The sequence below is a fragment of the Epilithonimonas zeae genome, assembly GCF_900141765.1.
In the GTDB taxonomy this organism is placed as follows: Bacteria; Bacteroidota; Bacteroidia; order Flavobacteriales; family Weeksellaceae; genus Epilithonimonas; species Epilithonimonas zeae.
Genome location: NZ_FSRK01000002.1, coordinates 857412 through 879995, shown reverse-complemented (window position 1 = coordinate 879995; position 22584 = coordinate 857412). Strand labels below are relative to the sequence as shown.

Genomic DNA, 22584 nt, shown 5'->3' with positions numbered 1-22584 from the left:
ATTTATCCAGATTTACTCTTTAAACCTTTTATTATACTTATCATATCTCTCTGGAATAAAAATGAATAGCTAACATAAAACGAAATACCTAGCAAAATGTTAACTGTAAAACGAATATTTATATCCTGAATTAAAAAAAATCTGTTAAGTATATAAATTAAACATCCCATTAATAAAGAACCAAATAATTGTTTTTTTATTACTTGAAAAACATTAAACAAATTCAGATTGATAAATCTTATTGCATTATAGAGAATAAAAACACTCCCTAAACCTGCAATAATTAAATAGGCTTTTGTAAAACCAATAATACCATCTAATTTTAAACCTATAATCCAGCCTACAATTAAGAATAAATATAAAACAATTGTCGTGTAAAGAGCTACCTTAGGTTTACCTACAGCATTGAATATAGTCCCATTTAAAAATAGAATTGATTGAACAGCCCCTAATAATGATAAAATCCTTATTAGAGGAACAGCCCCCATCCATTTGTGGCCATACATAATCATAATTAAATCCTGTGAAATAGAAAAAATTCCAATCATTAAAGGAAAGGTAACAAATGATATGATTTTAACTGTCTTTAGGTATATATCAGCCATTTTATTTAAATCATCACCTAATTTTGAGAATCCTGAAAACAAAACACTTCCAAATATTCCGGCAACATTAGTAACCGGCAGCATCATAAGACGATAAGCATTGGTGTATAATCCTAAATCCGTTTGTCCTAAAAATTTAGCTACAATGAAATTATCAAGATTTCTTGTTAGATAAGTAAAAATACTGGTTGCACCGATATTTGTACTATATTTCGTTAGACCTTTTAACTCCTCTAATGAAAAATAGAAAGAGGGTTTCCAAGATGAGGTCAACCAAAGAATTACACTATTTACAAAATTATTGACAAGTGACATAAATACAATACTCCAAACTCCATAGCCTTTAAAAGCTAGAAAAAAACCTACCGAGTAACTGACAATTGTACTAAACCATTGAATGATAACCTTTTTTTTAAAATTAATTTCTTTACTAAGAAGAGTTGCCTGCATAGAAGAAAATGCAGAAATAATAATTCCAAAACAGATTACACGAGTCAATTTTACCAGTTGTGGTTCATTATAAAATTTTGCAATAGTGGGAGCAAGAATGAAAAATATTAAATAAATAATTGATGCTGCAAAGATATTAAACCAAAATATGCTGGACAGTTTTTTCTCCGCTTCAATTTGATAATAAATAATTGAACTTGTAAATCCGAAGTCCACAAAGATTACAGCAAATCCAGATAACACTGTAACCATTCCAACTAATCCATATGCCTGAGGGCCTAATAACCTGGCAAGGTATATGCTAAACCAAATGAATATAAATTGTGAAATGACTTGGTTTATAAGATTCCACTTTAAACCAATCTTAATTTTCTTATTTAAGTTCGGTTGTCCAATACTCTCTTCAGGCATTTATATATAATTTACTCCATTCGACACTATCGTTTGATTCAATAAAATATTGCTTGACAATCTCCCTATTCCCTCTATAATCGCTCTTTACAAAATCATCAATATTTATTAACATCTCCTTTAAATCATTAAAATTGTCAAAGTCGTGGTATTTTATTCCCATTCTTATAAATTCTTTGTATGGTAACCAAGAACCTACAAAAACTGGTACCTTTTGGTAAAAACACTCTGTAAGATAACCACTAAAAGCATCGGTCTGTGGAGCAAATATAAAGGCGTCTACACATGATCTGTAATTAGCTAATTCTGAATGCGATAAGAACTTGCTTAAAATAGTATAACCTATCTCTAATTTACTCATTTTTGAATTTATCATTGATACTAGATTATCTTTATCTAATCCATAGGTTAAAACAAATAAAAAATGAAATTTTGAAGTTGTATTTTTATCAATTTTTTCAATACAGTTCAACAGATCTTCGTAGTTCTCCTCTTTGAATCCAGAGTGTCCAAAAGATAGTATAAGCTCTTGTTCTACCTGAGGAAACAATAACTTCCTATTAGTTTCTATATCACTTGGAGTAAGTTTATTTATTGTATCAAAGTATTGATTATTATTAATGAATTTTAGCTTTTTTATCTTACTACGTAAACTTAAACCATATTTTGTCATAACATTATATTGCATATCTGAAGTTGCAACTGTTATTTTTTCAGCATTATCTAGAATTTGTTTTTTAAAAAATAAATCTATATAGCTAGATTCTCTAAATAAATCAGATCCCCAAAAAGATACAATAAATTTTGTTTTTTTTAAATAAAGTAGAAAATTTCCAAAATGAACAGTCAAATAATGATGATGTATTACATCATAACCTAAACTATCTATCATTTTGGCCAAATTATACTGATAGATTTGTGCGTTTATAAATAATTTAAAAGTTTTGAAAGTTTTGAATTTACCAGAAATAGAAAAGAAAAAAAATAGTTTCCAAAAGAATTTAGACTTGAATGGTAATAAGTACGAAAGAATATTTTTTTCTAATTTATAAGTTGGTAGTATCTTAAAAATTTTTTCTGATTGTAATCTTTCAGCTTCAGACTTAAACGTCATATCAATTATATGAACATCTATTTTACCCAAAGGAATAACCTTTGAATAAAGTTGATTCAAAAAATTTGCTTGTCCTATACCCGTTAGCAGTATTTTCATTTAGCCTAAATTAAATCCTTTTTTCTTTAAAATTCCACTATATTCTGCCCAATCCCCCATATCTGTCCAGGAATTTTCGGCAACAGGAAAAACTCCTACTTTTCTGTGGTTTTTCTTTATTTCCTCAATTAATGTTGGTAAATCAAAAATTTCATTTTCCGGTATAAAATCAAAAATTTCAGGTTCAAGGATATAAAATCCTGTATTCACAATAAAATTGAAATTAGGTTTTTCTTCGATACTTAACAGCTCACCATTTTCACCAATATTCATGATTCCATATGGAATAGTCATCTGTTTTATTGCGGCAACAACCGTTATTACATTATCATTTTTTCTGTGAAAATCTAAAATTTCGGAATAGTCTTCTTCAATCAAAATATCACAATTTGTAACAAAAAATGTTGTATTTATTTTTCCCTTTAATAAGGTTAAACTTCCTGCTGTCCCCAGTGGTGTTTCTTCCTCAAAGTATTCAATCTCATAAGGAAGATTATTTTGTTGTAAATAAAATTTTATAAGCTCTGACTTATAATTTACTGATAAATAAAAATTAGCTGAACCATATATACTAAATTTTTCAAATATTTCTTCAAGCATTGTTTTTTCACCAATTGGTACTAATGGTTTAGGAATGACATAAGTCAATGGACGTAGTCGAGTTCCATAACCACCTGCCATAACAACCACAGGAAGATTAAAGGAGCTTTTATTATGAACAATCTTTTTATCAAATAAATCCTCCCAAAAGAATATATTTACAATTTCAGAATCAGAATTAATAACAGGACAAAACTCCATTCTGTTATTAAGCATCATATTTTTGATTACATCTTCATCATCATACTCATAAGCAATTTTAACATTAGTTCGTAGAGCATTTTCTACTTTTACGTTCAAGTCTTTACCTTGTAAAATAGCACGCTGAATATCGCCAATACTAAGTAAACTATAATACTTAGATTCTTTTACAACAATTAATAACTTATGATTGTTATTAGTCATTTTTTCTAATGCCCTATGTAAACTATCAGAATAATTTATTTTAATATTAGAAAAATCTTTAACTTTCATTTCGATTATTTGAATTTATTAGTTTACAGGGGTTTCCAAAATAAATATTGCTTTCTAAAATATCTTTTGTCACGACACTCCCAGCACCTATGATAATATTACTTCCTATTTTTATTCCTTGTTTTATCACAGTATTCGCTCCGATAAAAGAGTTTTCACCTACAGTAATGCTTCCAGCTAAAACAGCTCCAGGCGCTATATGAACTCCACTTTCGATCACACATTCGTGTTCAACAATGCAACCTGTGTTTAAAATACAATTATCAGCAATTTTTGCTAAAGCATTAACTGTAACATTTGCAGCTATGAAATTTCCTGTTCCAAAACTCGCATAATTACTTATAACAGAATATGGATGAAAAACATTTAATATTTTTTTATTTTTAGATAAAATTAAATCTGCCACTTTCTGACGGATTCTGTTATCACCAATTCCTAAAATAAATTTATCTACAGAATTCCAATCAAAAGATTCGTTTCCTTCATCTCCCAAATAATTTATTTCAAAAGGATTGAACGAAACTTTATTTCTTTCACAATAGTATTCCACATCCAAACCCATTTCCTTTGCTGCATCTAAAACAACAAAAGAGTGTCCTGAATATCCTATTATTGCTATGGAATTTTTATCTGGCACTACTTGGAATATTAACAATTCTTTCTTCTAAAAACTCAGCATTTGTCTGAGCATCACGCTGACAATTTGCATACATTGGCAAACGGTACATCAAATTCCAAATCGGACGCGTCATTATACCGTGGTTGTTGGTGTTTTTTAAAAATTCTTCTCTTTCCGCTTTATTATTAAGCTCAACACACATTAGCCAGTAATTTGCTTTTGTGTCAGCAGTTTCTTGTCTGAATTTGATTCCGGATTCTTTGAAAAACTCAGCATATTTATTCGCCAAAATTCTTTTGTCTTCAAGAAAATCATTCAAAGATTCCAATTGTGCGCAAGCTAAAGCGGCGTTCAAATTAGGCATTCTGAAATTATAGCCCATTTCGTCGTGGAAAAACTCGTAAGGATGTGGACGTTTTGCTGTGGTTGTCAAATACTTTGCTTGCGTTCCGAGTTCGATATCATTGGTGATAATTGCGCCGCCGCCACCGCTTGTTACCACTTTGTTTCCATTGAATGAAAAACCACTGATTAACCCCTTGGTTCCTGTATGTTTTCCTTTGTAAAAACTTCCCAAAGATTCTGCGGCATCTTCTACCAACGGAATTTGCCATTTGTTGCAAACCGCCATCAATTCATCTAAATGAACGGGAAAACCGAATGTGTGCATCGGCATACAAGCAGCAATTCTACGACCGGTTGATTTGTTATAACAACCAGTCTCACGCAATTCTCCAAATTCTTCTAAAAAATTTTCAAGTGCTTTTGGTGAAAGCCCCATTGTGTCTAAATCTACGTCTACAAACACCGGAACAGCATTATTATAAGCGATTACATTGACAGTCGCGATGAAAGTGAGTGCTTGTGTAATGACTTCTTCATCTTTTCCCACACCTGCCAATCTCAAAGCTACCTGTAAAGAAGCGGTTCCATTTACCACAGCTACAGATTTCGCTGCACCCGTAATGTCCTGCATCATATTTTCGAATTGGTCGACAAATGCACCTACAGAAGATACGAACGTAGAATCAATCGTTTCTGCCAAATATTTTTTTTCATTGCCTCTGAAACGCGGTTCGTGGAGAGGAATGAATTGATTTGAGTTAAAATGTTCTCTTACAAAAGAGATCATATTTTGAATACTTTCCATCTTTACATTTTAGAATCTAAATACTTGCCCGTTTCTTTATGTCCAAAATCCGGAATCATTGTAAAGAATAAATCTACAATTTCTTCTTTGTTCCATTTACGTACGGATTTTAATTCATTGATTTTGGTTTCAAATAAATTAAGTTTTTCTTCTTCGATATTCAGTTCGTTTTTAATTACTCCTAAATTTTCGAAACGATCCATATCCAAAGTTTCTTTATCGGTAAAGAATTCTTCGAAATCTTTCTCACCAGTAGTATCACTTGAAGTAAATAAACAAGGCCATTTTCCTTCTTGTGGTAAAGTTTCGATTAAAACTCTTGCTTCATCTTCATTTTTGCACAAGTAAGGTTCGTATCCAATTTCTGCAAGATATTTTACAGCAATTTCTGCAAAAGTAATCAAATGTAAATTTTCGCTTAATTTCGGAAAAAAGATATCTCGGTTTTCTCCAAAGACACAAGACATTAAACATAATTCTCCCGATTCTTTTGGAATCACGAAATAACGTTTGATGTCGTTTGGAGCCACCATCGGCTGCTTTTTTTCGATTCTTTTATTAAATCCGTGCAATAATGAACCGTCTGAAAATGCGACATTGGCAAAACGTGCAGTAGAAATTGTAATTTCTTTGCTTCTACGCATCAAAAACATTTCCATAATCCGTTTTGAAGCGCCCATCATATTGACAGGATTAGCTGCTTTATCTGTAGAAACGCAAAAGTATTTTTTAACACCTTTATCGATGGATTGTTGTAATGTTTTATCTGTATTGAAAACATTTACATCAATCATTCTCATTAATGTATAAGGGTCTTTTTCGCTTCGAACGTGCTTTAATGCTGATAAATTTAGAACGTAATCATAATCTCCGTCTGCTTCCCAGAATGCATCATATTCAATCGAACCAATATCTAATGCGAAGGTTTGGAAATCACCGTCGATATATCCAAAAGAACTGCGAATATCACGCACCAGTTCCACCATATTATTTTCACTGATGTCTACAACATGGAGTTTTTTTGGATTGCGCTTGAATATTTCTTTTGTAGTAGCTGAACCAATTGAGCCAGCACCGCCTATTACTAAAAACTTAGAAAGCGAAACTATTTTTTCCAACTCATCGTTATTCCTGAAGGTATCTTCTTTAAATAACTCCAATTGTCTTCCAATAAGATTTAAGATATTCATTAATGACTTTTTTTTGAATACTGAATACTTGACCCGTTATTTTTTTCCTTTTACGTCTGAATAATAACCATAGCCATATTTATTACCATAACGGCTATCCTCCGGTTTTACGTTATTCAAGACGAAGGAAATATTTCTAATATTGTGAGAATCCTTAAATTCCTGCGCAAAATCCAGCATCGTATTATCGGTATAATTGGATTTTATAACATATAAAATTACATCTGAAATCTCAGTGAGATGCAATGTATCACTAACCAGCATCACAGGTGCAGAATCAAAAATAATATATTGGTATGTCTCCTTAAGATTGATAATCATCTCATCAAATTTGTGCATATCCAATAAATCATTAGGATTAGGAGCAATAGCACCACTAAACAAAACATCCAAATTGTCGTGCAGACCACTAGATTTAATATAAGATTCTGGTGAGATATCATCTGACACCAAATAGTCTGTGAGTCCGGTTTTGTTTTCTTTTACAAATCTATGAAGCTGAGGATTTCTAATATCAGCTCCTATTATTAGTACTTTGGAAGACCCTGCTAATGTCAATGCCGTATTCATTGCCACTGTGGTTTTACCTTCGCCCTTAATAGATGAGGTTACCAAAATAACAGAACTTTTGTTATCACTCTCTTTAGATCTCAGTAAAAATTTGAGATTAGAGGTAAGAATTCGGAATGATTCTGCAAATACTGTGAAGTCATTCTGCTTTAGCAATGCTACCTCGTCATCATTTTCGGTAATCTCTGCGATGACCGATGCATTATGGATACGAGTTTGCAAATCATCTTTGGTATGCACCTTGTTGTCCGAGGCATAGGTTGCATATAAGATTATCAGCGGTAATAGTAGACCTGCTAACAAAGCTCCCAAAGTAATCTGCTCTTTATTTGGTTTTACAATACCAATGGTGTATGCCGGATTAATTACTTTCGCTATTGGTGCCGCTACTGCTAATGTTATAGCATTCTCTTCCCTTTTCTGCAAAAGATAAATATATAGCTGCTCCTTTAGATTTTGCTGGCGTTCTATCCCTCTAAATACCTTTTCTTGTGTTGGATAATTGTAAATCTTTGTACGATCTGCGGCTAATTGTCCCTGAAGCTGAGCAATCTGAATTTGTAATGCAGCTTTTGACTCCATCATATTCTGGCGAATTAAATCACGGATTTCCAAAATTTCTCTGTTCAACTGAATGACTGATGGGTTTTGTACCGTAGCCTGTTTAAGGGTCTTATTTTTTGTAAGCAACATATCGTTATACTTCGCAATATAACCCTCAGTAACACTTGACAAACCCATATTAGAAGGTAATAATCTTTCTGAAGAAGTCAAATTATAAATAGAGTTGACCAAATCCAGCTGGGTTGCATAAGTAACTAATTGCTGATTATTAGTATTAGCATTAGTTACCGCCATATTAGCCTGGGTATCCAAATCTGTAATCTCATTGGTCCGTTTGAATATCTCCTTCTCTCCCTCAATACCAGAAAGATCATTAGAGATGATTTCTAATCTACCATTAATAAAATCCTGGGTATTCTGCGCTTCCAGACTACGATCTTTCACTCCCTCTAATCTATATTGCTCTGTAAGCTTATTCAAAATATCCTCTGACTTGCCTGGTACTTCTCCGGTAAGACTCAATTCCATCATCAAACCTTTGTTAGGAGGCAGTAAAACAGACACACCATTTTCCAGTGAAGAAACTAAATTAGACGTGCTTGTAAAAACGACTTTTATGGATTCGAAAGATTTTCTACCAGCTTTAAGAGAAATTTTTACCTTACCAAAAGGCAACTCGGCTAATTCTCCAAAACGAAATTGGCTTTTACCTTTTAACAACGGACCTTCGGAAAGTGTATATGTATTTTTACCTGTCGGCGAGACGACATAAGCTGCCTTCGTAAATTTAGGATTTGAAATGGAAGCTATCTGTGCCACCAATGGTGAAGAAGTATAAAGCTCAGCCTCCTTGATGGTACCAACGCCAAAAAAGCTAACATTCAGATTAAGTTGTTCCACAACTTTCGCCAATATTGGCTTTGATAAAATAGCGGTAGCCTCGCCCTGTAATTCAATATCACCTCCGAGACCATTGCCTAAGGTAGTTAAATCACTAAGCGGAACCCCTCCCTTGGTTTTAGACTGCGGAAACTGTAAGGTAGTTTTGGAAAGATACTGTGGTGTTGTATAACGCAAATAAATCCTTGCGGCGGCATAAAAAACCAGCATACTAAGAAGAATCCAGTACCAATAACGGAGATATTTGAAGACCTCTTTTTTGACATTCATCTTCTTCTTTCTTACAGCCGGCTGGCTATCCATTAACTCCATAACTCTTATTTAGCAAGTGCAATGACAAATGTAACTAATCCTAAGACAACGCCCATAAGCTGTAAAAACAATGCCCTATTTGGGTTGGTTGTATTAGCAGCAATCTGCTTATTACGATCTGGTTCTACATATAAAATGTCATTCTGCTGTAGATAATAGAAAGGGGAATTGACTACAGAAGCTTCTGAAAGATCCAGTGTGTAAGTTACATCTTTGCCAGATTCTTCTGAATAACGAATCAATTTAACCTGTGTTCTGTTAGCAGAATCTCTCATATCACCAGCTAACGCTAATGCTTGAAAAACATTCAGCTTCTCTGTGGGACTAGTTTTCTGGCCAGGACTACCTACATCTCCTAAAACACTAATATTAAAATTGGTATGTCTTACCGTAACTACCGGATCTACCAAATATTCTTTTAAACGGGTATCCAACTCTGTCTTCAGTTGTTGCTTTGTCATCCCTTTGCAATAGATATTACCCAAAACAGGAAAAATAACATACCCCTCAGAGGTAACCTGATATTCATTATCACCTAAACGAATATTACCTCCTGCGCTACCATCATCCCCTGTTCGCTGCATCGTAGTTCTGTTAAATGGCTTAACAGCCAGGTCATCTAAAGCCGTTACAATAATCTCTAGCATATCACCTTCCTGAATATGAAGTCCTTCATAGCGAGCCTGAGACACCTCCTGCTCAAAATTATTGTTACTCATGTAAATCATATTCTGCTTCGGTTTGCAAGATGAAACAAGCAGCAAGATGATCATCAAAAAAAATAATGATTTTTTCATTGGAATCCTGCAAAGATAATTATTATCTATTACAGTTTTAAAAATATTAGTTTGTACTGCCCAGGTAATAGTTAATACCTATGCCTAACATTCTGTTGTATGTTGTATATTTAGTATAGTCCGGATAGATTTTCGAGAATCCTCTGTCGAAGCGAATAAACACATCCCAATTTTCTTGAACTTTGACACCTACTGCCACAGCCAATCCGTATGCAAACTTATTCAGATTTTTTTCCTGATCTGCAGTAAGTGATGCCGGTCCGGAAACTTTATCCGTAATTAAATATTCTAATTTAGGTCCTGCCATTAAATATATATCACTTTTATAACCATGATTTTTTATAAAATACTTTATAAACAAAGGCATACTGATATAATTATTATGAAACTTCTGAAGATCTTTATTCGGATATTTGGAATTTTCGCCAAACATTGCAAACTCCAATTGTGGCGTAAAATACAGCCACGCAGAGTCGTAAATATCATTAGTTACCAAAGAAAAATCAGCAAAAACCCCTACATTACCTCCAAATATACCTTTTGAACGGTCATGAATACCAACGATGGACGACTTGTGAATATTCCCTGTTAATCCATACTTTACCGATTGTGCGTTTGCAAAACCAAATAATACCAAAGCATATATGATAACTATTTTTTTCATGAATTCTGTTTGATCTAATTTGCGACGAAATTAAGAATTATTTATCAATTTTTAAGAAATATTTTAAACCCTTATAGTAAAACGCTATATTAATTTAATTTAATATGCTATTTTATTCATTATTAATAACATCTAAGATAACATCATATTCAAAGCCTTTGGACATCAAATGCTTGATTGCCTTACTTTTTCTCTGATACTCTTTCAGTCCTTTTTGTTTGGAAAAATAATCTTGATAAATCTTATTTACAGTTTTTTCGTAATCATCAGCATCAATTTCATCCATACATTTGGAAATTAATTTCTCTATAATTCCTTTTTGTTTAAGATTCATTTTGATTTTAGTTCTTCCCCAATGTTTGATGTAGAACTTTCCTCGGATATAACTTCTTGTAAAACGTTCTTCATTAAGGTAATTTTCTTTAATCAGGTAAAGAAAAATTTCATCTTTAGCTTCCGGAATCAAAAGAAAATCTCTCATTTTTTGTTCTATTTCAGAATGACAACGATCCTGGTAAACACAATAATTCACCAGTTTCTGTTTAATCTCCTCAAATGTATAAGACTTTTTCTCCATCCTGAATCAATAAAAAAGAATGAACCCGAAAGCTCATTCTCTTATCAATAATTATATCTTGTATTAATAGTTGAAAAGCTCTTTTCCTTCCATTAATTGATTGACTTTTTTCTTAACCGCTTCCAAAGCATTTTCATTTTTGATATCATCAACCACTTCAGAAATCAAGCCCGCAATAGTCTGCATATCATTTTCTTTAAGACCTCTCGTCGTAATTGCTGCAGTTCCAAGACGAATTCCTGAAGTTGTGAAAGGTGATTTGTCATCAAAAGGAACCATATTTTTGTTACAAGTGATATCGGCTTTCACAAGCGCTTTTTCAGTTTCTTTACCGTTAACGTTTTTGTTTCTCAAATCAATTAACATCAAATGATTATCTGTTCCGCCACTTACGATTTCGAAGCCTAAATCTATCATCGATTTTGCCAATGCCTGAGCGTTCGCTTTTACTTGTTTTGCATAAGTTTCAAATTTTGAATCAATCGCTTCTGCAAACGCAACAGCCTTAGCGCCAATTACGTGTTCCAAAGGACCACCTTGGATTCCTGGGAAAACAGCACCATCTAAAACAGCACTCATCAATTTAGTTTCTCCTTTCGGTGTTTTGTGTCCATAAGTATTTTCGAAATCTTTCCCCATCATAATCATTCCACCCCTTGGACCTCTTAATGTTTTGTGAGTCGTAGTCGTTACAACGTGGCAATGTTCGAATGGATTATTTAAAAGACCTTTTGCAACCAACCCTGCCGGATGTGCAATATCAGCCCAAAGTGTCGCTCCAATTTCATCAGCAACTTCTCTAAACTTAGCATAGTCCAAATCTCTGGAATAAGCAGAGAATCCCGCAATCAGCATTTTTGGTTTTTCTCTTAAAGCCACTTCTCTCATTTGGTCATAATCAATCAGACCTGTTTCTTTCTGAACACCGTAAGAACAAACTTGGTATTGGATTCCTGAGAAATTAACCGCAGAACCGTGCGTTAAATGGCCACCCATAGACAAATCCATTCCCATTACTTTGTCACCAGGCTTAAGAATTGAAAGATAAATTGCAGCATTAGCCTGAGAACCAGAATGTGGCTGAACATTTACATAATCTACTCCAAACAATTCTTTAGCTCTGTCGATTGCCAATTGTTCTACCTCATCTACCACTTCGCACCCTCCATAGTACCTACGTCCAGGATAACCTTCTGCATATTTGTTGGTCAGCACACTTCCCATTGCCTTCATTACGTTTTCGGAAACAAAATTTTCCGAAGCAATTAATTCAATACCGTGTGTTTGTCTTTGTCTTTCTTTTTCAATTAGTTCGAAAATCGGGTCTTGCATTTCTTAGATTTATTTTTCCCAAAAGTAAGAAATTCTCGATAATTTTTTATAACTTTCATTGATTAACATTATTCAAAATGAAATCAAAGAAAAAATATAAAAAAGAACTCTTAAAATCGCTGAAACATCTGGAAGCTGCAGAAAGTGCTTCGCTGAGGGTAATGACCAACCTAATGCTTCTTAAGGAAATGAAAGAGAATAATATCAAGTTCAAAAAAGGGGATGTATTTTCTTTCGAGGACGACATTTTCGATTACAGCGATGATAAAAACGTCCGCATCCTTGCCAAAATCCGCAAGAAAACAATGAAAGCAATGCACAAGCTGGTTGAAAACAACAATTTTAAAGATAAAGAGCTGAAGTTTTTGGCTTAATTTAGTATCGTCTTTGAGAGCCTCAAACTGATAATTAAATTCCCTTCGTGATTAGAAGGGAATTTTAATTTTTAAAACAATGTGGGCTGACTATCCGCCAATGTGGGAATATGAATTTCAGTTCCCCATTCTTCATTCATTTTTTTTATCAAATGTGACGATAATAACGGCGATGCTTTTTCAATATTCTGATGAACGAAAAAATAAAGATTCTGCAAACCTTCTTTTTTCCATTGCGTTAATCTTTTCAACCAATCTTCCAGTCTTGCATAATCGCTGTCTGCATTGGCTCCAACATATCGGATAAAAGCATTTGGCGTTGTCAGTCGCATATGCAGCATATCCCTTCTTCCGGCTGTATCCACAATAATATTCGTAATGTTATTCATTTCAAATAACTCACAAATAGTGTTGAATACTTCTTCATCTGTGAACCATTCCGTATTTCTCAATTCAATTGCCAATGGAACTTCTTTTGGCCAATCCTGTACGAATTTTTCTAAACGTTCATAATCTTTAGGTTTGAAATTATCGTGAAGCTGAAGAAAAACCATTCCTACTTTTTCATCGAAATTAAGAACAGCTGAAGCAAATTGCGTTACGACATCGGTAACATTCAATAATCTTCGGAAATGCGAAACGGTGTTGGTAATCTTCGGAAAAAATTTGAAATCTTTCGGCGTTTTTTCTTTCCAGGTTTGAACTTGCTCTGCTGTTGGCATTCCGTAGAAAGTCGCATTCAATTCAATCGAATTAAATTGTGTTGCATAATATGTTAACTCATCTTTTGTTCCTTTTGGATAAAAACCTTTGAGGTCGGTTTTGTTCCATTTTGCACAACCGATGGATATATTATCTAAATCTTTCTTATTCTGATTGAGAATGAATTTTGTTTGAGGATGGTCTTTTGGCAAAGTAAAGTCTATCTGTGACGGGTCAGCAACTTGTCCGAATTTCATTTTGTAAGAAATTAGAGGTTAGAAACTAGATATTAGAATCGAGGTTTAAAGTTAACAAAAAACCGCAGAAAAATCTGCGGTTAATTTTATCTATTTACTTCTTTCTTATGCTTCACAAGCAGAACAAGTCACAAAGTTGACCATCAATTCTTTGGAAACCGAAGAACTTCTTTGATAATACAAAGTTTTCACGCCTTTTTTCCAAGCTTCTATCATTACGTAATTAACATCTTTAACTGGCATTGTAGAAGGAATCTGCAAGTTAAGAGACTGAGCTTGGTCAATGTATTGTTGTCTTTGAGCAGCCTGAGAAACAATCTCCATTGGAGAAATTTCTCTGAACGTTTTGAATACTGCTTTCTCATCATCTGTCAAACCTTCAAGATGCTGAACAGAACCGTGATTCAACATAATAGTTCTCCATGTTTCTTCGTTATCAAGACCTTTTTCGTCTAACAATTTTGCCAAATATTTGTTCTTACGCATAAAGTTTCCTTTTGCCAAACCTGCTTTGTAATAGTTAGAAGCGAAAGGCTCAATCCCAGGAGAAGTTTGACCTAAGATTGCAGAACTTGATGTCGTTGGTGCAATTGCCATCGTTGTTGTGTTTCTTAGCCCGTAACCTTTCAGCATATCCGGTTCTCCGTAGATGTTTGCCAATTCTTTGGAAGCAATTTCAGCCTGTTCTTTGATATGACGGAATGCTCTTGCATTGAACTGAGTCGCTTGGAAACTCTCAAACGGAATCATATTTTTCTGAAGGTAAGAATGGTATCCTAAAACTCCCAAACCAAGTGCTCTGTGACGCATTGCAAAGTTTCTAGCAGAAGTCAAATAATAATTCCCTTCTGTTTTCTCAATGAATTCTGATAAAACAGCGTCTAGGAAATAGATTGCCAATTTTACCGCATTGGTATCTTTCCACTCATCATACAATTCAAGGTTCATTGAAGATAGACAGCAAATGAAAGATTCGTTAGCCGTTGAAGGCAACATAATCTCTGAACAAAGATTACTTGCATTCACCATCAATCCTGCATCTTTATAAACTTGGGGCTTATTTCTATTCACATTATCTGTAAAGAAAATGTAAGGAAGTCCTTTTTGTTGGCGGCTTTCCAAAACTCTTGCCCAAATTTTCCTCTTATCAACATCACCATCAATCATATCCTGCATCCAGTAATCCGGAACGCAAACTCCCGTAAACAAGTTTTGGATTGGACTTCCGATATCTTTGATACTCAAAAACTCTTCGATATCTCCATGGTCGATGTCAAGGTAAGCTGCGAAAGCACCTCTTCTCACACCACCTTGAGAAACTACGTCCATTGCTGTATCGTACAATTTCATAAAAGAAACCGCTCCGGAAGATTTTCCGTTATCCGTAACCGCTGTTCCTCTGTTTCTCAGCTCTCCGAAATACCCTGAAGTTCCGCCTCCAATTTTCGTCTGCATAATGACCTCACCCAATTTGTGAGTAATTCCTTCGATATTATCCGGAATATGAACATTGAAGCAAGATATCGGCAAACCACGCTGTGTTCCCATATTGGCCCAAACCGGAGAAGAAAAACTGATCCAGCCTTTTACGATCATCTCTTTGAAAGCCGGTTGCAATTCCGGTTTGTAAAGACGTTTTGCTGCTGCAGTTGTAATTCTGTCGATTGCGCCTTCCACAGTTTCCCCTTTCAAAAGGTAACCTCTGTTAAGCATTTGCTCAGACTCTTCGTTGAGCCACCAGATATCTATATTTTCGTCCATCATAACTTTATTATTTTGCTTGCTAATTTTCTTTTTTTTAATTTACTGAATTAGTCAGAAGTATTTTCTTGCTCTGTTCCAATTCTCCTACTTTTACTTTGTTGATATGAGTGAAGGTCACTTCTTCATTCATCTCTTCAAACTGCTTTGCTTTTTTGATGCAATAATCAATTTTGTAGGCTACGGCCATACATACCCTATGTCCTTTCGTCAAACCCATTCCCATATAAATGTATTCTCCTAAATGGAAATCCTCTGACTGAATGTGTTCAATTTCTGAAATAATCTCTGAGTTCATATTTATTTAAATTTAGTTGATGACTAATATTTAAATAAAACCAAAGCGACTCAGACTAATATTTGGCTTTATCGCATAAAAAAGAAAACTCCAAGAATCAATAAAATATTTCTTAAAATTTTCTTTTTATTAATTTAAAATGATTGCTCACTTTGACCTTCGTTCTGTTGTCATTTTAGAAAGCTAGATTTTCTAATGGATGACAAAAATTGTTTTCTTTACCAATGTTGCGCCCCGACTTGAGCGGAGCTCTTTTTCTTTTTTAAAGAAAAAAGCGGGAGCGGAAGGCGGATAAAGGCGCCCAAATTAGTTTAGAACAGATCGTTCGCTGTAATACTCTTATCGTGTTTTGTATAATCTACCGGACGTTTTGCGAAGAAATCGTCCATAGAGTTGGCAAAAACTTCCTCTTCAAACCAAATCATCGGTTTGTAATCCTCCGGCGTTACGTTGTATCTTGTCTTCATCCCGATTTTCTTCAAAGAGTCATCTACTCTGTATTTCATAAAATCAAGAAGGTTCTTTTTCGAGAATTTGTCCAATTCGCCTTGTTCGAAAATCCAATCCAAAATGTGACCTTCCATTTCAATTGATTCATCTACCAAGTCATAAATCGCTTCGATATCGCTTTCTGTCAAAAGGTCTGGCTGTTCTTCACGGATTTTATTAATCAAATAAATTCCTCCGTTGGCGTGGATTTGCTCATCTACAGACGTCCAAGCGATAATGTTGGAAACGTTTTTCATATAACCTTTAAACCTCGTGAACGACAAAATAATCGCAAACTGACTGAAAAGTGAAACGTTTTCCACCAAAATACTGAACAACAACAGAGCCGACATATAAGCTTTCGGATCGTTGGAATTAGCATGTTGAAGCGCTTTTCCAAGATATTCTATTCGGTTTTTTACTGCTGGTACCTTAACAACGTCCAAGAACTCATCGTTATATCCCAAAACTTCCAATAATCTAGAATAAGCCTCGGAATGACGGAATTCACACTCTGCGAAAGTTGCGCCCAAACCGTTCAATTCCGGCTTTGGAAGATGCTGATAAAGATTTCCCCAAAACGTTTTTACGTTTACTTCGATTTGCGCAATTGCCAACAAAGCGTTCTTAACTGCATTTTTTTCGTGAGGTTCCAACTGAGAATGAAAATCCTGAACATCTGCTGTAAAATCTACTTCTGAGTGCACCCAGAAAGATTTGTTGATGGCTTCTACAAATTGTAGAACTTCCGGATACTCAAAAGGTTTATAGCTTACTCTCTTATCAAAAATTCCCATTATCAGCAGTTTATCAATTATTAAATTTATTTTGTGAATTAGAAAAAGGCGTAATCTGTTATTTTTTAGCACATAACGGAATTACATTTTTTTCCAAAAGCGGTAACACAAAAGTAGAGATTGAAGTCTAAAAATAAAATAGCGAAAGGCGGAAAAAAGACAAAAAACTGACAATCATCCTTAAAAGTTTTCCACATTATGTTAAAAGAGCTATGAATAGGGAATTTGCGAGAAAATACAACTCTCAAAAACTATGAATTCGTTTAAATTAAATTAAACAGCACTACATTTATTTATTTAAAATAAACAACTTACAACTAAACAAAACAAAAGTACGTTTTGAGTTCTATATTAACAAATCGAAAAAAGGTTAAAAATATTAACCTTCGGAAACTTTCTTGGAAAAATTATGAGTCTTGAGATACTCTGCGAAAACCTCTTTGAGACTAAATTCTATTGCAGCTTTGTTAAAATTGTTTCTATAATTTTTGGAAAGCCCTTTTTGTTCATCGGCATAAGCGAGGAAGATATCGAAATCATATTCGTCTAAACCGTACTTTGTATAATATTCTAAATCTATCGCAGCCTTCACACGTTTGTAAAACTCCTGTTTTTCGGCATAGTTGGCGGTTGTTCTGGATGATTCTCCTTTTTTGGTCACCAAGCCAGCAACTGCGCCTAAAAGTCCGCCACCTCCAGAACCGATGGAAAATAAATTCATTTGTCCTTCGCCTGGATTTCTCGGTGCAAAAGCCGATGGTATTTTGGCTGTTGGGGGAACTTCGTTCATTGGCGTTCGCATATAGTTATTCATTGCCATATTAAGTATGGTGACTTTTGCCGGAGGATTGAGTCTTGCAATGTCTTTTTTGAGAATTCCGGTTGGTTTGAATGCCAGAGTTACTTCTTCTATTTCTATAGGAATTGTTACAAGCCGAACTTCAAGACTTTTTGAAAAACTTTCTGATGTTAATGTTACTACTTTTCTTTCGTAACCTTGTCTTACAATCCTGAGTTCATCGGTAGGTTTTGCTGCGATGGCAAAGTTTCCCATTTTGTCTGAAGCTACAACTTGATCTGTGCGAAGGTTATAAATACTTGCGAAAGGTAATTTGTCGCCGCTTTCATTGGAGATATTTCCGAGAATATAATCTGATTGGGAAAATATCTTGATTGAAAAAAGAAGAATAAGAAGCGAGAATAACTTTATTTTCATAGCCGGAAGTTTGTGCAAAATTAATCTTAATGAACTTCTGTATTGTGAAGTGTGGTTTCTTAACTAATAGTTTAACCGACTTTAACCTGTTTTGTGATTTTTTTAGAATTTGGGGTTTTGGATTTTGTTAAATTAATTTGGATTTTTTTTGAACGCAAAGTGCGCACAGATTTTTTATCTGCATGGAATATATTTTTAAGGTCGCAAAGACGCTTCGCCTAGGAAAGGTTTTGAAATTTCTCGCAGATTTATATGATTTTGCAGATTTCTTTCTGAGTTAACTTGTATTGAAGGCAGATTCTAGTTGTTGACAAGTTTTTGTTTTTTGTGCAGCGCGTAAGGGATGGTAGTGGAAATCCTTTTTTGCTTAGGCTCGAGAGCCTCAGCCTGACAAATGGTGGCGCAAAAAAGATTGTAACGAACAGCCCGACCCGAGCGGATGGACAGCCTTGGCGAGGGATACGCCCAAATAATTATGAATGATAGCTGATAAATGATGAGCAATTTTGTTTGCCTGTTTTTTTTGTGTAAATTTGTTGTCTTATCTTAAAAAAAGGGGTTGACTGGTTTCGACAGCAAGACCAATGGGTAAGTAAGCATGCAGAGAACCGTAGCGCGATCTCTTAAATCCCTTGCTACAAAATTTTAACTGGCAACGAAGAGTTCGCTCTTGCAGCTTAATAATCGAAGTTTAGTAGATTCAAGCGTTTCCCGAAGATAGTAAGGAAGCAAGATGTCTCACCAATGTTCTATTCTGCGACGTTGGATTCTGGGATATAGGAATGCGGAAATAAGGTCTTGGAAGCTTCGGTCAAGACTCGAAAATTTTAGAAGCTAAGGTTTAAGTTGGGTGTTTGCTCTCTGCTTAAGCTCGAAAACTAATAGCAAAATAAGCATGTAGAAAGCTTGCGTATTGCTTGTTTGGACGAGGGTTCGAATCCCTCCAACTCCACCAAAAACCCTGTAATCAACTGATTTATAGGGTTTTTTATTTCAAGGCGCCATTTTAGGCGCTAGTATAGATTTAACATTTTTCTCTCCTTGGAAAAGATTCAGGCAAAAATTTATTTTCTTCACCATAAAACGACAGTTTTGTCTCGTAATGGATGCTTTGTTTCCTTTTACATTTTTCCTTTGAAACCGCCGAGCATAATTTATTAAGCAATCTACACACTTATTGAAATCTAACTATAAACCATCGAAATGAATCTTATATATTTTTTCGTATGTGTAAAAAAAGCCTTTAGATTTGATTTTCAAGGCTTTTTTTAAATTGTAATGATTAAGGCGCTCCCACTTGTGTAGTAAAGCCGTCCCTTTGCTCATTTTTAACTACTTTGTAAGAACCTTCGGTTACGATTTGGAAACCAGAAGACTGTGTTACATATGAATATGAGACTTGTGTATACACTTCTATTGCGATCAACAGTAGAAGAACGGTGTAGAGTTTTTTCATGGTAGTTCATTTTATCTAATAATTAACTTCTGAGAGAATTTTTGATGTTTTGTTTTAATTGTAAGTACATAAAGTCCTTTAACGAAGTTTGAAGTATTTATTTTAATTTTTTTGTCTGACATATTTGATTTTAAATACATTAACCCGCCGGTAACATCAACAATAGAAACTTCCACATTATCAGTTGATAACTTGCTCAAATCAATATTAACCTCATTAGAAGTAGGATTTGGATAGATGCTTATTAAATTTTTAATTGCAGTCTCATTAGTTGTCATAATTTCTCCTGTAGTGTTTTTCCAGATAGCACCTTTATCATTTTTATAACCTACTGCATAACCTAACTTTTCATTACTGAAATAAAAGGATAACTTCCTTTGTGTTTCACTATCATATTCATAAGATTCGGTATATCCATTTTCAGGGTTGTAACTCATTTTTACTATACCTTCACCTATTCCGTTCATTGTTGGCCAAAGAATACCCCAAACTGCATTATCATTAATAGCTAAGATTTTTTTAAGGCTTTTACTTCCATAACCTAGCTGTATAAAGTTATCCCCCCCATTGTTCGTTTTTTTTAAGCCTTCCAAATAGCAAAATCCTGTCGTATTATTAATAAAATGAAAAGAAGATGAACCTGCTGTATCATGCCAAGTTTCACCACCATTTTCAGATTTTAACATTCCCCCGTTACTTTTTGATGAGTAACCAATTTCTGGTGTTAAAAACTGTATGTCACCAATATAAAAATCCAAAGGATAATTTTGCCAAGTTATTCCACCATCTTCACTTTTCAGTAGATGTTCTTCATAAGCGATATATACCACATTATCACCTACAGGAGATAGGGATGCAAAATACTCTGAGTAACCTGTGTTAATAGAAGTCCAGCTTTCGCCTCCATCTGTTGTTTTTAAGAGAGTCCCCTGGTCGCCAATGATATATCCTATATTGGAATTAGAGAAACGAATCTTTTGTAAATATCGGTTAGTCCCAGAGGTTTTCTGTTGCCACGTTGTGCCACCGTCCGTCGTTTTGAGAATAGTTCCATTGGAGCCTACAACCACCACAATATCTGGTGTTATGGCATAAACATCCGTAAACGTTGCACTCACGTTACCCACATTCAGTTCTACCCATTGAGCTGTACAATTAAAATGGAATGTCCACAGTAAAAATGCTGTTAAAAAAGTTTTCATATTGGTTAATTATTTGTGTTAAAGTTAATAAAGAATTTTGATAAATTCAATTTTCTTATATAATACTTGAATTATTACAAACTATTAATGTTAATTTAACATAAATAATGTTTTATGAACATTATATTATCACAAGGTAATACGATAAAACATTTCTTTCTCCACGCCAGTTACCTCCAATTTATTGTTTAAGAATTGGCCCAAATAATCTTTAATTTTTTTTCCCTCGATTTCAAAAAAGATATAAAATTAATATGTTCTCTAACATACATACATACATACATACATACATACATACATACATACATACATACATACATACATTTGGAGAATGATGAACTTAATATAATTCTTAGCTGATATAAATTGAATTTGACCTATTATCGTGAAACCATCATTTGAGAAGTCAGGAAAACATTTGTCAGCATCACAATATTTAAAAAAAAAGCCTTTACGCATCAGGCATAATATTTTTGCTTGTAAAAATTTTAGAAAGTAAGCTACTGAAATTCTTTTATAACCTTAAAAAGTTTATGCTAAATAGAACTACGAACACTGTTTATCAAGATTGAAAACCTACTGAAATTGACCAATAATTTCAATTCGCATTCTGGGAAAATCGCCACTGAAATATAGTTCATATTCCTCCAACTCCACAAAAAAAACAATCTTCCAACGAAGAGTGTTTTTTTATGATATCGATTCCTGATAATTTTCGTTTGACTGATCTTTCAATTGCTCTATAAAATAAGATGGCGTAACGCCCGTTTCCCTTTTAAACGCAATCACAAAAACCTGCGGCGACGCATAGCCGCATTCTTCGGCGAGATAAGTGATTTTATATTCTCTGTAAACTGGATTTTCGTACAATTGTCTGGTGATATACTCTATTCTAAGCCCATTGATATAGTTATTGAAGCTTTTATTTCGATGGACTTTTATAACTTCTGATAAATATTTGGTATTTGTATTCAAATGGTTGGAAAGCCAAGTTAGGTTGATATCTTTCTTTAGATATTTATCAGAATTTTCAAACTTGATTATCTTTTTTAAAATTGCATTAAAAGTCTCATCTGCAATATTACTGGATTGTTCTTTTGGAATATTTTCATCCTGAACGTCTGATAGATCTGGAATTTCAGTTTTTTGTTGAATCTGAATTTTATCTAAAAGACCTTTGTATTTTGTATGTAATAAAGAATTGTTCCTTTTACGATAAATAAAAAATAAAATTGCCCCCAACGCAAGAATCCCTATTGCAGTGTAAACTAATTTTGTGATTGTCTTTTTTGAGTTCGTGTCATTATCTTTTATAATCTGCTGAGTCGGAATTTGGACAGTTACTTTTTTTATACTGCTATTATGATCAAATTTTGAAATATTTGTGAGTTCCTTCAAAGCTTCACTACCCAATTCACTTTTATAATTAATGATAGAAAAAGTCTTACATATTAACTTAATGCAATCTCTATTTTCTGGACTTATACTTTGGGCTTTGGTTGTAAAAAATGAAAGAAAAACGAAGAAGAAAAAGAGGGAAAATTTGAGTCCTAATTTTGGTTGGTGAGGCTGTCTTGCCCAAGAAAAAACATTATATTTCATAG

At 33.9% G+C, this 22584-nt stretch carries 20 protein-coding genes and 1 other RNA gene; 2 read left to right on the top strand and 19 right to left on the bottom strand.

Annotated elements, in window-relative coordinates; translation table 11 throughout:
- Window positions 1-2: 2 nt before the first annotated feature.
- The 11 genes from BUR19_RS15820 to glyA form a co-directional block, all read right to left on the bottom strand.
- Window positions 3-1466 carry a lipopolysaccharide biosynthesis protein gene (locus BUR19_RS15820; RefSeq protein ID WP_074236392.1) on the bottom strand — a complete coding sequence of 488 codons (1464 nt, stop codon included), beginning with the start codon at window positions 1464-1466 and terminating at the stop codon, window positions 3-5.
- Window positions 1459-2679, bottom strand: a complete 1221-nt coding sequence (locus BUR19_RS15815) for a glycosyltransferase (protein WP_074236391.1) — start codon at window positions 2677-2679, stop codon at window positions 1459-1461. The genes BUR19_RS15820 and BUR19_RS15815 overlap by 8 nt, the downstream gene beginning before the upstream one ends.
- Window positions 2680-3753, bottom strand: a complete 1074-nt coding sequence (locus tag BUR19_RS15810; protein WP_074236390.1) for a nucleotidyltransferase family protein — start codon at window positions 3751-3753, stop codon at window positions 2680-2682.
- A complete protein-coding gene (locus BUR19_RS15805) occupies window positions 3743-4390 on the bottom strand; it encodes an acetyltransferase (RefSeq protein WP_074236389.1) in 648 nt (215 codons plus the stop codon). The genes BUR19_RS15810 and BUR19_RS15805 overlap by 11 nt, the downstream gene beginning before the upstream one ends.
- The gene (locus BUR19_RS15800; RefSeq protein ID WP_175565923.1) at window positions 4380-5522 is read right to left on the bottom strand and encodes a LegC family aminotransferase; all 1143 of its coding nucleotides are present in this window, start codon (window positions 5520-5522) and stop codon (window positions 4380-4382) included. The genes BUR19_RS15805 and BUR19_RS15800 overlap by 11 nt, the downstream gene beginning before the upstream one ends.
- Before the next feature lie 2 nt (window positions 5523-5524).
- Window positions 5525-6712, bottom strand: coding sequence for a UDP-N-acetylglucosamine 4,6-dehydratase (locus BUR19_RS15795; RefSeq protein WP_074236388.1), 1188 nt, complete (start codon window positions 6710-6712; stop codon window positions 5525-5527).
- Between the two features lie 36 nt (window positions 6713-6748).
- Window positions 6749-9058, bottom strand: coding sequence for a GumC family protein (locus BUR19_RS15790; RefSeq protein ID WP_074236387.1), 2310 nt, complete (start codon window positions 9056-9058; stop codon window positions 6749-6751).
- 5 nt (window positions 9059-9063) lie between these two features.
- Window positions 9064-9750, bottom strand: a complete 687-nt coding sequence (locus BUR19_RS15785; RefSeq protein WP_245799091.1) for a polysaccharide biosynthesis/export family protein — start codon at window positions 9748-9750, stop codon at window positions 9064-9066.
- Between the two features lie 151 nt (window positions 9751-9901).
- Window positions 9902-10519: a porin family protein gene (locus tag BUR19_RS15780; protein WP_074236385.1), complete on the bottom strand. Its 618-nt coding sequence runs from the start codon at window positions 10517-10519 to the stop codon at window positions 9902-9904.
- Between the two features lie 112 nt (window positions 10520-10631).
- The gene (locus BUR19_RS15775) at window positions 10632-11096 is read right to left on the bottom strand and encodes a regulatory protein RecX (protein WP_083600797.1); all 465 of its coding nucleotides are present in this window, start codon (window positions 11094-11096) and stop codon (window positions 10632-10634) included.
- Window positions 11097-11159: 63 nt separating this feature from the next.
- Window positions 11160-12428, bottom strand: a complete 1269-nt coding sequence (gene glyA / locus BUR19_RS15770) for a serine hydroxymethyltransferase (protein WP_074236384.1) — start codon at window positions 12426-12428, stop codon at window positions 11160-11162.
- A 77-nt stretch (window positions 12429-12505) separates the two neighbouring features.
- Between glyA and BUR19_RS15765 the strand changes: the two genes are divergently transcribed.
- On the top strand, window positions 12506-12802 hold the full coding sequence (locus tag BUR19_RS15765) for a hypothetical protein (RefSeq protein ID WP_074236383.1): 297 nt from the start codon (window positions 12506-12508) through the stop codon (window positions 12800-12802).
- 71 nt (window positions 12803-12873) lie between these two features.
- Here BUR19_RS15765 and BUR19_RS15760 read toward each other — a convergent pair whose 3' ends face one another.
- The 5 genes from BUR19_RS15760 to BUR19_RS15740 all read right to left on the bottom strand — a co-directional run bounded on the left by BUR19_RS15760 (window position 12874) and on the right by BUR19_RS15740 (window position 18322).
- On the bottom strand, window positions 12874-13761 hold the full coding sequence (locus BUR19_RS15760; protein ID WP_074236382.1) for a DUF72 domain-containing protein: 888 nt from the start codon (window positions 13759-13761) through the stop codon (window positions 12874-12876).
- Window positions 13762-13866: 105 nt separating this feature from the next.
- The gene (locus BUR19_RS15755; RefSeq protein ID WP_262494438.1) at window positions 13867-15549 is read right to left on the bottom strand and encodes a ribonucleoside-diphosphate reductase subunit alpha; all 1683 of its coding nucleotides are present in this window, start codon (window positions 15547-15549) and stop codon (window positions 13867-13869) included.
- 10 nt (window positions 15550-15559) lie between these two features.
- The gene (locus BUR19_RS15750; protein ID WP_245799090.1) at window positions 15560-15820 is read right to left on the bottom strand and encodes a hypothetical protein; all 261 of its coding nucleotides are present in this window, start codon (window positions 15818-15820) and stop codon (window positions 15560-15562) included.
- A gap of 311 nt (window positions 15821-16131) precedes the next feature.
- Entirely contained in the window at window positions 16132-17106 is a 975-nt protein-coding gene (locus BUR19_RS15745; RefSeq protein ID WP_074236379.1) for a ribonucleotide-diphosphate reductase subunit beta, read from the bottom strand.
- A gap of 379 nt (window positions 17107-17485) precedes the next feature.
- Window positions 17486-18322: a peptidase associated/transthyretin-like domain-containing protein gene (locus BUR19_RS15740; RefSeq protein WP_074236378.1), complete on the bottom strand. Its 837-nt coding sequence runs from the start codon at window positions 18320-18322 to the stop codon at window positions 17486-17488.
- A 555-nt stretch (window positions 18323-18877) separates the two neighbouring features.
- Here BUR19_RS15740 and ssrA point away from each other — a divergent pair.
- Window positions 18878-19277: a transfer-messenger RNA gene (ssrA, locus tag BUR19_RS15735) on the top strand.
- A gap of 327 nt (window positions 19278-19604) precedes the next feature.
- Here ssrA and BUR19_RS19000 read toward each other — a convergent pair.
- The 3 genes from BUR19_RS19000 to BUR19_RS18745 form a co-directional block, all read right to left on the bottom strand.
- Complete coding sequence (locus BUR19_RS19000; RefSeq protein ID WP_175565922.1) at window positions 19605-19778, bottom strand: hypothetical protein; 174 nt, start codon at window positions 19776-19778, stop codon at window positions 19605-19607.
- An 11-nt stretch (window positions 19779-19789) separates the two neighbouring features.
- Window positions 19790-20980, bottom strand: a complete 1191-nt coding sequence (locus BUR19_RS15730) for a T9SS type A sorting domain-containing protein (RefSeq protein ID WP_074236377.1) — start codon at window positions 20978-20980, stop codon at window positions 19790-19792.
- A 690-nt stretch (window positions 20981-21670) separates the two neighbouring features.
- Complete coding sequence (locus BUR19_RS18745; protein ID WP_083600796.1) at window positions 21671-22582, bottom strand: helix-turn-helix domain-containing protein; 912 nt, start codon at window positions 22580-22582, stop codon at window positions 21671-21673.
- Between the last annotated feature and the right edge of the window lie 2 nt (window positions 22583-22584).